Annotated in this window: 9 protein-coding genes, 1 tRNA gene and 1 pseudogene; 7 read left to right on the top strand and 4 right to left on the bottom strand. The window is 66.7% G+C overall.

The window, feature by feature from the left end:
* Positions 1-5 precede the first annotated feature (5 nt).
* Positions 6-527, top strand: coding sequence for a DsrE family protein (locus IPK75_09005; GenBank protein MBK8198496.1), 522 nt, complete (start codon positions 6-8; stop codon positions 525-527).
* Positions 528-530: 3 nt separating this feature from the next.
* On the opposite strand, the gene hemN is transcribed toward IPK75_09005, so the two are convergent.
* On the bottom strand, positions 531-1,886 hold the full coding sequence (gene hemN / locus IPK75_09000; protein MBK8198495.1) for an oxygen-independent coproporphyrinogen III oxidase: 1,356 nt from the start codon (positions 1,884-1,886) through the stop codon (positions 531-533).
* Between the two features lie 147 nt (positions 1,887-2,033).
* Here hemN and IPK75_08995 point away from each other — a divergent pair, with 147 nt between their 5' ends.
* Together IPK75_08995 and gyrB are read left to right on the top strand one after the other, a co-directional pair.
* The gene (locus IPK75_08995) at positions 2,034-4,094 is read left to right on the top strand and encodes a DEAD/DEAH box helicase (protein MBK8198494.1); all 2,061 of its coding nucleotides are present in this window, start codon (positions 2,034-2,036) and stop codon (positions 4,092-4,094) included.
* A 163-nt stretch (positions 4,095-4,257) separates the two neighbouring features.
* Positions 4,258-6,702 carry a DNA topoisomerase (ATP-hydrolyzing) subunit B gene (gene gyrB / locus IPK75_08990; GenBank protein MBK8198493.1) on the top strand — a complete coding sequence of 815 codons (2,445 nt, stop codon included), beginning with the start codon at positions 4,258-4,260 and terminating at the stop codon, positions 6,700-6,702.
* 147 nt (positions 6,703-6,849) lie between these two features.
* Here gyrB and IPK75_08985 read toward each other — a convergent pair whose 3' ends face one another.
* The gene (locus IPK75_08985) at positions 6,850-7,746 is read right to left on the bottom strand and encodes a VOC family protein (GenBank protein MBK8198492.1); all 897 of its coding nucleotides are present in this window, start codon (positions 7,744-7,746) and stop codon (positions 6,850-6,852) included.
* Here IPK75_08985 and IPK75_08980 point away from each other — a divergent pair.
* Together IPK75_08980 and trxB are read left to right on the top strand one after the other, a co-directional pair.
* Positions 7,684-8,649, top strand: coding sequence for a cation transporter (locus IPK75_08980; GenBank protein ID MBK8198491.1), 966 nt, complete (start codon positions 7,684-7,686; stop codon positions 8,647-8,649). The two genes, IPK75_08985 and IPK75_08980, sit on opposite strands and share 63 nt — an antisense overlap.
* Before the next feature lie 129 nt (positions 8,650-8,778).
* Positions 8,779-9,747, top strand: coding sequence for a thioredoxin-disulfide reductase (gene trxB, locus IPK75_08975; protein MBK8198490.1), 969 nt, complete (start codon positions 8,779-8,781; stop codon positions 9,745-9,747).
* 186 nt (positions 9,748-9,933) lie between these two features.
* Here trxB and IPK75_08970 read toward each other — a convergent pair whose 3' ends face one another.
* Complete coding sequence (locus tag IPK75_08970; GenBank protein MBK8198489.1) at positions 9,934-10,698, bottom strand: hypothetical protein; 765 nt, start codon at positions 10,696-10,698, stop codon at positions 9,934-9,936.
* A gap of 70 nt (positions 10,699-10,768) precedes the next feature.
* Between IPK75_08970 and IPK75_08965 the strand changes: the two genes are divergently transcribed.
* Entirely contained in the window at positions 10,769-11,896 is a 1,128-nt protein-coding gene (locus IPK75_08965; protein MBK8198488.1) for an NAD(P)/FAD-dependent oxidoreductase, read from the top strand.
* 57 nt (positions 11,897-11,953) lie between these two features.
* Positions 11,954-12,030: transfer RNA gene (locus tag IPK75_08960), tRNA-Met, on the top strand.
* Between the two features lie 141 nt (positions 12,031-12,171).
* Here the strand turns inward: IPK75_08960 and IPK75_08955 are convergent.
* Positions 12,172-13,179, bottom strand: a pseudogene (locus IPK75_08955) (site-specific integrase).
* Positions 13,180-13,233 lie beyond the last annotated feature (54 nt).

The following is a 13,233-nucleotide window of genomic DNA, read 5'->3' as shown; positions in this document are numbered from 1 at the left end:
CCCCGATGAAGAACGCTGTCTGTGCCTTTGCTGCCCTCCTGCTTTGCCTGCCAGCATTCGCCGGGCCGGAAGATTTCATTCCGGGGCCGCGCGTTCCTTCCTATGGCAAGACGGCCATCGTGCCGGGCGCGGCGCTGCCAGCCGGTGCGCGGTTCAAGGTGGCTTTCGACGTTTCCGCTGCGAGCGAAGCGGGCGAAGTCAACCGAAGCCTCGACAGCGCCGCCCGCTTTCTCAACATGCACGCCCTTGCCGGTGTGTCCTCCGAAGATGTCTCCGTCGCCATCGTCGTGCACGGACCGGCGGCCATGGACCTCGTAAACGACGCGAAACGGGGCGAGCCGAATCCCAATGCCGCGTTGATCTCGGAGCTCCTCGCAGCCGGCGCCACGCTCCAGCTCTGCGGGCAGACGGCGGCCGCACGCGGCATCACCCAGGACGACCTGCTGCCGGGCGTCACGCTCGCGCTGTCGGCGATGACCGCGCACGCCCTGCTGCAACAGGACGGCTACACCCTGAACCCGTTCTAGCGATCAGACCGCCTTGGCATGACGCGCCGCGCCGCCGGTCACCGGCGTTCGCCCGTCAAAGCACTGCGCCACGGTGCGCAGGAAATGCCGCGCAGCGGGCGGCACGCTGACGCGCTGGCCATCAACTTGGCAAAGCCCGGCAGGCACCAGCGCGCGGGCTTTGGCCAGCGCAGCGTCAAGGCTACCCTGCGGCGCGCCCGTCTCGCGGCACACCTCGCCGGCATCCACCGACATCTGGCACATCAGCACTTCGATTGCGCGCCCGCGAAGCCGGTCGTCGCCCGTGATCGCCACGCCGCGTTCCACCGGCAGCCTGCCGGCGGCAACCGCTTCGCCCCACGCCCTGCGGTCTTTCAGGTTCTGGACAAATCCCTCGCGGAACTGCGAGATCGACGTTGCCCCCAGCCCGATCAGCGTCGCATGCGGATCATCCGTGTACCCTTGAAAATTGCGGCGCAATTGTCCGTTGCGGGCAGCAACCGCCAACGGGTCATCGGCACGGGCGAAGTGATCAAGCCCGATCTGCAGGTAGCCCGCCGCGCGAAGGACCGCCGCCGCAGCGTCCGCCTGCTCGAACCGGGCCTCAAGTCCGGGCAGCGCCGCGTCGTCGATCGCCTTCTGGTGCTTGGCGAACCACGGCACGTGCGCATAGCCGAATACGGAAATGCGGGCAGCACCGGCTCCGGCGGCGAAGCGCGCGGCGGTGACGACGTCCTCCGTCGTCTGGTGCGGGAGGCCGTACATCAGATCCATGTTGATTGAACCGATCCCGGCGGCGCGCAAGTCGCGCACGAGGCGGGCCACCATGTCCGGCGGCTGGATACGGTTGACCGCAGCCTGCACCGCCGGCGCGAGCGTCTGCACGCCCAGGCTCGCGCGCGTGACGCCCGCCGCCGCCAGTGCCTCGACCTGCCCCTCGTGCATCGTGCGCGGGTCAAGTTCGACCGCGATCTCCGCATCTGGCCGCAAGCCGAAACTGCCGCGCAGCGCCGTCACGATCGCGGCAAAGTCGGCCGCGTTGAGCGCATTCGGCGATCCCCCGCCGAAATGCAGGTGACCGATACCGGCATGCGGCCCGAGCGACCGGGCCCACAGCTCGATCTCCGCTTTCAGGCGGCCGGCATATTCACCGACCCGGCGATAGCCGTTCGGCACGCTGGTCGCGCAGCCGCAATACCAGCACAGCGTTTCGCAGAACGGGATGTGCACATAGGCCGAAATCGCCTCGCCGGGCGCCACAGAGCCAGCCCAGGCGCGCGCTTCCGCTTCGCCCGTTTCGGGCGTGAAGTCCGCCGCGGTCGGATAGCTCGTATAGCGCGGAACGGCGCGGGCGGCGTGGGAAAGCCAGTTCGGGTTCATGCTCGCCCGCTTACACGTCCCGGTGCGGGAAAGGGCTACGCACATTTCCCTATTCGCGCCGCGAATGCCTGTTGCAGCGGCAGGTTGGGCATAGCCGCCCGGCTTCAAACGTGCCAATAGGCCCGCTTGACGCCCGAAAGCCCCTGAATGACCCTTCCCGATACGATCCCCGCCGCGCTCGCAGGCGCGCTGTCCGCACGCGGATATACCACCCTTACCCAAGTCCAGGCCGCCGTGCTCGCGTCGCACCTTGCCGGCAAGGACCTGCTCGTGTCTGCCCAGACCGGTTCTGGCAAGACCGTGGCCTTCGGCCTCGCAATGGCGGATGACCTGCTTGCCGGCGAAGACACGCTGATGCCGGCCTCCTCGCCGCTCGCGATCATCGTGGCGCCGACACGCGAGCTGGCCATGCAGGTCGCACGCGAACTCGGATGGCTCTACGGCAATGCCGGCGCCCGTCTGGCCACCTGTGTCGGCGGCATGGACATGCGCGACGAACGCCGCGCGTTGGAACGCGGTGCCCATATCGTCATCGGCACGCCGGGGCGCCTCGGCGACCACATCAAGCGCGGCTCGCTGGTCACCGGCGGCGTGCGCGTTGTCGTGCTCGACGAAGCCGACGAGATGCTTGACATGGGATTCCGCGAGGAACTCGAGCTGATCCTGCAGGACACGCCGGACGAGCGCCGTACACTGATGTTTTCCGCAACAGTGCCGAAAGGTATTGCCGCCCTCGCCGCGCGCTACCAGAAGAACGCCGAGCGCGTCACCACAGACGCCGAGAAGAGCCAGCACGTCGACATCGAATACAAGGCCATGCTCGTCGCCCCCGGCGATGAAGAGAATGCCATCGTCAACATCGTGCGCCATTCGGATTCCGAAAGCGCGCTGGTCTTCTGTTCCACCCGTGCCGCCGTCAACAAGCTGATGAGCCGCATGGGCAACCGGGGCTTCCCGGTCGTCGCCCTGTCGGGCGAACTGAGCCAGAAGGAACGCTCCAACGCGCTGCAGGCCCTGCGCGACGGGCGCGCCCGCGTCTGTATTGCCACCGACGTTGCCGCCCGCGGGCTCGACCTCAAGAATCTCGGCCTCGTGATCCACGCGGACTTGCCGCGCGATCCGGCCACCTTGCTTCACCGCTCCGGCCGCACCGGGCGCGCGGGCCGCAAGGGTGTCAGCGCCATGCTGGTGGCGCCCAAGGCCCGCCGCCGCGTCGAACGACTGCTGCAGGACGCGAAGATCTCCGCCAGCTGGGGCAAGCCGCCCTCCGCCGACGAGATCGCGCGCCAGGATGATGCCCGCCTCCTCGCGGACCCCGCCCTGTCTGATCCGGCCAACGACAACGAAGCGGCCCTCGTCGAGCAACTGCTGGCCCAGCATGGCGCCGCGGCGGTGGCCGCCGCCTTCATCCGCGCCAAGCGCGAAGGCCGTTCGGCGCCGGAAGACCTGCGCGAGGTCGACGACCGCGCCAGTGACCGCCGCGAGCGCGCGCCCCGCGCCGACTGGGACCGCCCTGAACGTGGCGAGCGGCCTGAGCGCGCCCCGCGCCCTGACCGGGAGGACCGCCCGCCGCGCGAGAAACGTCCGCGTACGGAGCGCGCCGACATTCCGGGCGCTGTCTGGATCGCTATCAACGTGGGCCGCAAGAAGAATGCTGATCCGAAATGGTTGCTGCCGATGCTGTGCAAGGCAGGCGGCCTTGAGCGGGACGATATCGGCCAGATCCGTATCAATTCCGGCAACACGCATGTGGAGCTGACACAAGCGGGCGCCGAGCGCCTGTTCACGAAGACCGGCGAGTCCGGCCGCCTTGAAGGCAGCCTTCAGGCCTTCCCGCTGCCTGGCATCCCGGAACCCGAACCTTTCTCGTCCGATGCTCCGCCGCGCCGCGAACGCCGTGAGGAGGCGCCGCGCGCGCCCTACCGCAAGGAACGCCCCGCCCGCGCGGACCGCCCGCCGCGCGAACGCGGCCACGACGAAACCCCGCCGCCGCGCGCCTTTGCGCCGTCGGACTATGTCGAGGACGACCGCTCGAAAGGCGGCAAGCCGGGCAAACCCTATCCGAAAACGGGCGGCGGCAAGGGCGGATTCAAGGGCAAGCCAGCCCACGCCAAGGGCCCGAAACCGGCTTACAAGGCCGGCCCCAAATCGGGCAAGAAACCCGGCGGAAAACCTGTCAAATACAAGCCGGCAGGCGGCCCGGGCTGAGCAGGCTCGATCGGGCCTGAGATTTACCGCGTAAAGTACTGATAAAAAAGGCTTTTTGTAGAGCCTTTGCGCACTGTAAAATAGCCGGCCTGTCCGTTCCCTTGGGGACGAAAATCCCCTATATTCCGGGTACTTCTGAGAATCACCCGAGAAAGAATTTCCCATGGCGGATGACACGGTCCCCGAGGCCCCCGAAGAGGGCGGCGAAGGCGCATATGGCGCCGATTCCATCAAGGTCCTGAAAGGCCTCGACGCCGTGCGCAAACGCCCCGGCATGTACATCGGCGACACCGATGACGGCTCGGGCCTCCACCACATGATCTACGAGGTGGTCGACAATGCGATCGACGAAGCCCTCGCCGGCCATGCCGACCGCGTCACGGTCACGCTCTACCCGGACGGTTCTGCCGAGATCACCGACAACGGACGCGGCATCCCCGTCGGCCTGCACGCCTCGGAGGGCGTTTCCGCCGCCGAAGTGATCATGACCCAGCTGCACGCCGGCGGTAAGTTCGACCAGAACTCCTACAAGGTGTCCGGCGGCCTTCACGGCGTCGGCGTGTCCGTCGTCAACGCCCTGTCCGACTGGCTGGACCTGACCATCCACCGCGAAGGCTATGAGCACTTCGTCCGTTTCGTCGATGGTGGGCGTGTCGAGGCACCGCTGGTCAAGCGCGGCAAGTCGCCCAAGCGAGAGAACGGCAAGGACTATACCGGCACCGCCGTGCGCTTCCTTGCGTCGACGTCGACCTTCACGATGACCGACTATGACCGCAAGACGCTGGAACACCGTCTGCGCGAACTCGCCTTCCTGAACTCCGGCGTGAAGATCATCTTCCGCGACGAGCGCGAAGCCGAGTCCTACGAGATCATCCTGCAATACGAAGGCGGCGTGAAGGCCTTCGTCCAGCATATCGACCGCCAGAAGACCTCGCTGATTGGCGAACCGGTCTATGTGATCGGCGAAAAGGACGGCATCACGGTCGAAGCCGCGCTCGAATGGACCGACAGCTATCACGAGTCCGTCCTCTGTTTCACCAACAACATCCCCCAGCGCGACGGCGGCACCCACCTGGCCGGCTTCCGCGGCGCGCTGACACGCATCATCAACAAGTATGCCAACGAAACCGGCATTGCGAAGAAGTCGAAGGTCGAAATCTCCGGCGATGACGCGCGTGAAGGACTGACCTGCGTACTGTCGGTGAAGGTGCCGGACCCGAAATTCAGCTCACAGACGAAGGACAAGCTCGTCTCGTCCGAAGTGCGCCCCGTAGTCGAAAGCCTGATCGGCGAGAAGCTTGGCGAATGGTTCGAGGAGAACCCGAAAAAAGCCGTGCAGATCATGGAGAAGATCGTCGAAGCCGCCGCCGCGCGCGAAGCCGCCCGCAAGGCGCGCGAACTGACGCGCCGCAAGTCGGCGCTCGACATCACCTCCCTGCCCGGCAAGCTGGCTGACTGCCAGGAGAAAGACCCGGCGAAATCCGAGATCTTCATCGTCGAGGGTGACTCGGCCGGCGGCTCCGCCAAACAGGGCCGCAGCCGCGACAACCAGGCGATCCTTCCGCTGCGCGGCAAGATCCTCAACGTCGAGCGTGCGCGCTTCGACAAGATGCTCTCGTCCGATCAGGTCGGTACACTGATCATGGCGCTCGGCGCCGGGATCGGGCGCGACGAGTTCGACATCAACAAGCTGCGCTATCACAAGATCATCATCATGACCGATGCTGACGTGGACGGCGCGCACATCCGCACGCTGCTGCTGACCTTCTTCTATCGCCAGATGCCCGAGATCATCGAGCGCGGCTTCCTCTACATCGCCCAGCCGCCGCTCTACAAGGTCACGCGGGGGCGTTCCGAGCGCTACGTGAAGGACGATGCGGAGCTTGAAGCCTATCTGATCGAGGAAGGCACCAGCGGCGAAACGCTGATCCTTTCGGACGGCACCCAGATCGGCGGCGAAGACCTGCGCGACCGCGTGCGCCAGGCCGCAAACTTCCGCGCCAGCCTCAAACGCCTCGCCCTTCGCGCCCCGGCAGAGCTGATCGAGCACGCGGCCCTCGCCGGAGCGCTCGCCCCGAACGCCGACGCCGCCGAAGCGAAGCTGACGGCCGAGCGCCTGAACCGTCTCGCCGAGGAAGGCGAAGACACCTGGGAAGGCCGCTTCGTGGAAGGCGCCCTCGTTCTCCAGCGCACCGTGCGCGGCGTCGACGAGACCGCTGTGCTGCCGCCCTCGCTGATCGCCAGCCAGGATGCCATCCGCCTCGCCGAGCGCGCTGCCGGCCTTGCCGACCTCTATGGCCAGCCGGCCATCCTGCGTCAGGAGAAGGGCGGCGAAATCACCGTACACGGACCAGCCAGCCTGCTCGGCGCGGTGCTGGAATCCGGCCGCAAGGGCCTGAAGGTCCAGCGCTACAAGGGCCTCGGCGAAATGAACGCCGACCAGCTCTGGGAAACCACGCTCGATTCCAACGCGCGCACATTGCTGCAGGTGAGGGTCGACCATGCCGACGAGGCAGACGAACTGTTCACCAAACTGATGGGCGACGTGGTGGAACCCCGCCGCGAGTTCATCGAGGAGTTCGCGCTGGAAGCCGAGGTGGACGTCTAGCTTCAAGCCCCTCACCTCCCACCGCTTCGCGGTGGGCCCCTCCTCTCACGGAGGGAGAGGGGTGAGGACGGTCGCGCTTCGCCTCTTGCCCCTCTCCCGCCACGCGGGAGAGGAGGGAGCGCCCGCAGGGCGCGGAAGGTGAGGGGCTTACTTCCCGAGCACCAAACCCACGCCGCCCACGGTCGCGGTATGCCCCGCCACATCACATCCCGCCGCCGTCGCCCGCGCCAGTGCCGCGCCCACATCCGGCACGCTCACGACAAACTGCACAATCCGCTCCTCCGTCCCCTGACGGAATTCCAGCACCGCGTCCTCGAGAGTCACCACGCCAAGCTTCGCCTTCACACCCAGCGCCTCGGCCCAGCGCGACGCCATCAATTCCGGCTCGGCGCAGGCGATCACCGCGCCGGTCAGCTTGCCGCCCGAGGCGCGCTTCTCCCAATCCGGCCCGCCCCAGCGCCAGCTGCCCGCCGGGCGCGCCTCGTCAATCGAAACAATCGCCGCGCCCACATCCGCCGGGTGCAGATGGCTTGCGGAAATATCCGGCAGGTCGATGTTCCAGACGCGGCGTATCTTCAGCGCGTCCGCCCGCGCCCGCGCCGCGGCGAGATCGTCCGTCTGGAAGATCGCCATATAGCCGCCCTCCCCGCCGCGTCCGAGGAAGCGCCCGGCCGGCGCCGTTAGCGCGGTTGGCACCACCACTTCGAGGAACTGGTCGCCGATCGCGAACACGCGGTTGACCAGCCCGAACTCGCCCACCCCGGGATCAATGAACGGCTCGCCCAGCCCCAGCACGTCCGACAGCGTCTGCGCCACATCCAGCGTATGCGCGGCAATCACCAGCTGCCGCAGGCGAACCTTGGCCATGTTTTCCTCCCGGGCACTGTTGTCCGTGCCTCGGCGGCGAGCATAAGCGCAGTTGCTGCGTAATGCTATCACGCCCCGGTTGACCTTCGCGTGCCGGCGCGGCACCCCGGCCCGATGCACGATCACACCCATGCCCCGCACGACCACGATCACGACCATGACCACGATCATGGCCATACGCACAGCCATGACGCCGACATGTCCAGCGCTGACGCCCGCCGCCGCGTTGTCCTGGCTGCGCTGCTGACCGGCGGTTTCATGCTGGCCGAGGTGATCGGTGGCCTCGTCTCCGGCTCGCTCGCGCTGCTGGCCGATGCCGCCCACATGCTGACCGACGCCGGCTCGCTGATGCTCGCCTGGCTTGGCTACAAGCTTGCCGCCCGGCCGGCCGACCCCGGCCGCAGCTTCGGCTTCGCCCGCATGAAGGTGCTGGCCGCCTTCACCAACGGCGTACTGCTCATCCTGCTGGCGCTCTGGATCGTCTGGGAGGCTGTCGCCCGCCTGCTCGCGCCGGTGGAGGTTGCCGCACCCCTGATGCTCGGCGTCGCCGTGCTTGGCCTCGTGGTCAACGTGATGGCCTTCGCCATCCTGCACGGCGGCAACCACAAGGACGACCTCAACCTGCGCGGCGCGCTCTGGCATGTCGCCGGCGACCTCCTCGGCTCGGTCGCCGCCATCGTCGCGGCAGGCCTGATCCTGTGGCAGGGCTGGACCATCGCCGACCCCCTGCTCTCGATCCTCGTCGCCGGTCTCGCCCTGTTCGGCGGTGTGCGCATCGCCCGCGAAGCCGGCCATATCCTCATCGAGGGAACGCCCACCGGCCTGGAAGCCGGAAAAATCATCGCGGACCTGAAAGCCCATGTGCCGGGCGTTGCGGACGTGTCGCATGTCCACGCCTGGGCGCTCACCGAATCGCGCCCGCTGGTGACGCTTGAAGTCGTCCCTGCCCCGGGCGCCGACGCCGAATCGGTGCGCCGTGCGGTGAAGGCGCGCCTGGCCGCCGCCTTCGGCGCGTCCCACGCCACCGTCGAACTGCTCACAGCGGGCGCCGCAGAGCCTTCAAATTGCACCGATTCCTGAGCGCCGCCGCGCCGGGATGCCGCAATAGCCCTGCTTCACGTTGATATGAGCCGCGCGGCGCTTTAAGCCTCCCGCAGACGGCCCCATATGGCCCTCCGATACACGAGACACGCGGCGCGGGAGCTCCACATGACCGACACACGGCACGCAGAAATCCTGATCATCGGCTCAGGCCCCGCCGGCTGGACCGCGGCCATCTACGCCGCCCGCGCGCTGCGCGATACGCTGGTCGTCACCGGCGCGCAGCCGGGCGGCCAGCTGACGATTACCACCGAGGTGGAAAACTATCCGGGCTTCGCAGAAATCCAGGGCCCCGAGCTCATGGTGAAGATGCAGGAGCACGCTGAAAAAATGGGCGCCAAGGTCGCCAGCGACCATATCGCCAGTGTCGACTTCGACGTGCGCCCCTTCCGCGCCGTCGGCGACAGCGGCACGGTCTACACCGCCGACGCCGTGATCATTTCGACCGGCGCGCAGGCGAAGTGGCTCGACCTTCCGTCCGAGCAGAAATTCAAGGGCTTCGGCGTCTCCGCCTGCGCCACCTGCGACGGCTTCTTCTACCGGGGCCGCGAAGTGATGGTCATCGGCGGCGGCAATACCGCCGTGGAGGAAGCGCTGTTCCTCACCAACTTTGCCTCCAAGGTAACGGTCGTCCACCGCCGCGACCATTTCCGCGCCGAGAAGATCCTGCAGGACCGCCTGTTCAAGAATCCCAAGGTCGAAGTTATCTGGGACACCGCGCTGGAAGACGTGCTCGGCGACGAGCAACCGCTGGGCGTCACCGCTGCGCGCATCAAAAACGTCAAGACCGGCGCCACGCGCGACATTCCCGTCCACGGCATCTTCATCGCCATCGGCCATGCGCCGTCTACGGAGCTTTTCGTGGGCAAGCTGCCGATGCGCGCCAACGGCTACCTGATCACCGAACCCGGCTCGCCCCGCACGGCCATCCCCGGCGTCTTCGCCGCCGGCGACGTCACCGACGAAACCTACCGCCAGGCCGTCACCGCCGCCGGCATGGGCTGCCAGGCCGCCCTCGACGCCGAACGCTGGCTGACGGAACAGGCGGCGCATGCAGAGGCCGTCGCGGCGGAGTAGCGGCGTAGGGCGGGTTTATCCCGCCACCACCTATCCCACAATGCGCCCTCATCCTGAGCGAAGTCGAAGGATGGGCGAAGCAGAACAGCACCTCGGCCCGGCTCGTCCTTCGACTTCGCTCAGGATGAGCCGTCCAAACCGGTGCTGACGATGCGCCAGCTCGCTACGGCGGGATTTCATCCCGCCCTACAGCATTCCCAGCGCCGTCTTCTCGATCTCACGCGCCTTCGCGGTCTGCACAACGTCCAGCAGCGCGGCCGCCCGGCCTTGCATCACGCGGTCAAGCTCCGTCTGCGGATCAATCGCCAGAGCCGCCTGCAGCTCGGCCTCGATCTCCCTTTGGTACTTCTTCGCGTCGAATGCGGCGAGCGCCCGCGCCCACTGCCAGCGCAGGCCCGGATCGGCCGGCGCAATCTTGACCGCTTTGGCATAATCCGTCCGCGCGGCCTTGAGGCTCGCGCCGACGATCGCCGCGCCGAGCGAGCCCGCGCGCCGGTGCACCTCGACATGCCACACCGCCAGGAAGCCCAGCGCATAATGGTTGTCCGGATCGTCCTCCAGCACACCTTCAGCCAGCGCCTTGGCCTTTGGTCCGTACCCGGACTCGTTTGCCTCGCTGAGGCTCATCGGCCGGGTCAGCAGCGACAGCGCAATCGCCTTCTGCAGCCGCCCCTCGACATGCCCGGCGTCCAGCGTGATCGCCGCGTCGGCCGCCGCCAGCGCTGCCTTGATCGTGGAGGTGTCCGGCTCGCCCGCGCCACACACTGTCTTCGCCAGCAGGGTGCGCGCGCGCAGCGCCTGCGCGTCCGCCGTCAGCGTACTGGCGGTCTCGGCCAACACCGCGTCATACCGCCCGTCCCGGAACGCGGCATTGGCCCGCGCCATGTCCGCGAACGCTGCCAGGGGCGAGCACGCGAGAAAAGCGACGAGAATCAAGCTGCGCCGTGTCATGCGCCCTGATAATAGACCGGCAAGGTGCTTCCGGCGAGAGTGTTGGCGGAAGATATGAGAGCAGGCCCTCATGGCGGACAGTTTTGAAGCAGATGTGGTGGTCATCGGCGCCGGCGTGATCGGCCTTGCCGCCGCCCGCGCCCTCGCCCGGGCGGGGCGCGAGGTCATCGTGCTGGAGGCAGAAGACCAGATCGCGATGCACACGTCGTCCCGCAATTCGGAAGTCATCCATGCGGGGCTCTATTATGCCAAGGGCAGCCTTAAGGCCCGCCACTGCGTGCAGGGCCGCCGGATGCTCTACGCCTATCTCGATGCGCACGGTGTCACGGTGAAGCGCTGCGGCAAGCTGGTCGTCGGCGTCGGCGACGAAGCTGAGGGCCTGCCAGCGATCATCGCCCGCGCCGAGGAAAACGGCGTGGAGGAGCTACGCCTGCTCGACGGCGCCGGTGCCCGCAAGGTCGAGCCGGCGCTCAGTGCCAACGTCAAAGGCGCCATCCAGTCGCCGGTCTCCGGCATCTTCGACAGCCACGCCTATTTCCTCGCCCTGCAAGGCGAACTGGAGGACGCCGGCGGCTCCATCGCGTTCGGCACGCCGCTCCTCTCCGGCGCGGTCGAGACCGGCCATGTCCGGCTCGAAACCGGGGGCGCGACGCCCGCCACCATCCTTGCCCGCACGGTCGTCAACGCCGCCGGCCATTTTGCCATCCGCGTCGCCTCGCTGATCGAAGGCCCGCACACGGCTCACCTGCCTGAGCCGCACTATGTCAAAGGCAGCTATTTCACGATCCAGGGCCACACGCCGTTCAGCCGCCTGATCTACCCGATGCCGACCGCCTCCAGCCTCGGCCTGCACCTGACGATCGACCTCGCCGGGCGCGGCAAGCTGGGTCCGGATGCCGAATGGCTCCCGGACGACGCTCGCCCGCCCTTCGACTACCGGGTCGATCCCGCCCGCGCCAAGCTCTTCCATGCCGAAATCACCCGCTTCTGGCCAGGCCTCACGCTGGAGCGCCTCAGCCCGGATTATGCCGGGGTGCGGCCCAAACTGGTGCCCAGGGGCGCCCCCTCCGGCGATTTCCGCATCGAAGGGCCCGAAACCCATGCCAGCCCCGGCCTGATCAACCTTCTCGGCATCGAAAGCCCCGGCCTGACCTCATCCCTGTCGATTGCCGAACATGTCGCGGAGCTGGCCGCCTAGGGCGCTTGCACCGGCCCGTTTCCCTGTGTATCAGGCGCCTTCGCTGACGCGGCGAACGGTTCGGTAGCTCAGCTGGTTAGAGCGCGCGACTCATAATCGCGAGGTCGAGAGTTCAAGTCTCTCCCGAACCACCACCCACCGACTTGATTTTCTTGATCTTTTATCCGCTCGATCAAGAACTCGGAGATCGAACTAACACGCAACTGACACGCAACGCGCTGCAGGAAGTCGTCGATTGCTGCGGTCGATTTGAAAAGATACGTCGGATCGAACGGTGCGTAGATCTCGGTCGTGCTGACATCGGGACTCCTGTGGCCGAGCTGCGCGGCGACTTCCCAGGCCGGAACGCTGCTCTTGCGCAGCCAGCGCGCCATCGTGTGCCGGATGCCATAGGGCTGAACCTGATCGTCCATTTCCAGCTTCGCCCGAACCGTGCGCCAGGCCGTGCGAATGCTCGCCACGGGCGCACCCCGAAACTCGATGACGCGGCCGGACCGCGACCGCCTCGACTGTGCCTGGAGCCACGGCTTCAGACTCGGCGGCAGCTTGATCGTCGGACGGAACTTCAGGGTCTGTTCCCGCTTGTCCGGATTAAGGTGGATCAGGTCGTTGGCAAAATCGACCTGATCGAAGGTCAGGCCGAGGACCGCCTCGTTCCTGCCCGTCGTTGCGATCATCAGGATGATGAAAGCCTGAAGGTGATACTCCGACGCTTCGATCAGCCGCGCGACTTCGGGAACATCGAGGGGTCGCCCCTTTGGCGGCGGCTTCGGCACCTTGATCAGTTCGATATAAGGCACAGACGCAATCTCTCCGCGTTTCCACGTCCAGTTCAGCGCCGCCTTGCCGATCGTGAGCACCTGCCGCCTTGTGCTGGGCCCAAGACGGCGGTCGCTGCGCAGGTACTTCTGAAAGGCTTGCTGGCGAGGCATCTGGCAGGCCTCTTCGACCGTCGCAGCGCCGTGAAAGTCGAGCCAGAAACTCAAAGCGCGTTGGATGTTTCCGCTGCTCCGGATTGTTGAACCATAGTGTTCGAAGTATCGCGCGAAAACTTCTGCCAGCGTCGCGTCGGCCGGCTTTTCATCCTTCTTGGCGTGGTTCAGCACGAACCAGTCGGTCAGCGCCTGACGGGCTTCGTTATGATCCGTTGTGCCGAGGCTAACGCGCTTTGTCTGTCGATCCTCGAGATCAAACCAGGTGCGGCACCAAGCTTGGGAGCCGCGCCGTTTGGAAAGCCAGAAGTCTCCGAGCTGGAATTCCCGGTCATTTGAGTATCGGGGCATGATTTTTCCTCCACGGCCTGCAGCAGGAAATCGATGAGCTGATAGCCGAAAAAT

The sequence above is a fragment of the Acidobacteriota bacterium genome, from assembly GCA_016712445.1.
In the GTDB taxonomy this organism is placed as follows: Bacteria; Pseudomonadota; Alphaproteobacteria; order Caulobacterales; family Hyphomonadaceae; genus Hyphomonas.
This window is presented reverse-complemented; position numbering and strand designations above follow the sequence as displayed.

Excerpts from the sequence above, each read along its gene's own strand:
- IPK75_08995 (MBK8198494.1), top strand. The coding sequence starts at position 2,034 with ATGACCCTTCCCGATACGATCCCCGCCGCGCTCGCAGGCGCGCTGTCC.
- trxB (MBK8198490.1), top strand. The coding sequence starts at position 8,779 with ATGACCGACACACGGCACGCAGAAATCCTGATCATCGGCTCAGGCCCC.
- gyrB (MBK8198493.1), top strand. The coding sequence starts at position 4,258 with ATGGCGGATGACACGGTCCCCGAGGCCCCCGAAGAGGGCGGCGAAGGC.
- IPK75_09005 (MBK8198496.1), top strand. The coding sequence starts at position 6 with ATGAAGAACGCTGTCTGTGCCTTTGCTGCCCTCCTGCTTTGCCTGCCA.
- IPK75_08970 (MBK8198489.1), bottom strand. The coding sequence starts at position 10,698 with ATGACACGGCGCAGCTTGATTCTCGTCGCTTTTCTCGCGTGCTCGCCC.
- IPK75_08980 (MBK8198491.1), top strand. The coding sequence starts at position 7,684 with ATGCACGATCACACCCATGCCCCGCACGACCACGATCACGACCATGAC.
- IPK75_08985 (MBK8198492.1), bottom strand. The coding sequence starts at position 7,746 with ATGGCCATGATCGTGGTCATGGTCGTGATCGTGGTCGTGCGGGGCATG.
- hemN (MBK8198495.1), bottom strand. The coding sequence starts at position 1,886 with ATGAACCCGAACTGGCTTTCCCACGCCGCCCGCGCCGTTCCGCGCTAT.
- IPK75_08965 (MBK8198488.1), top strand. The coding sequence starts at position 10,769 with ATGGCGGACAGTTTTGAAGCAGATGTGGTGGTCATCGGCGCCGGCGTG.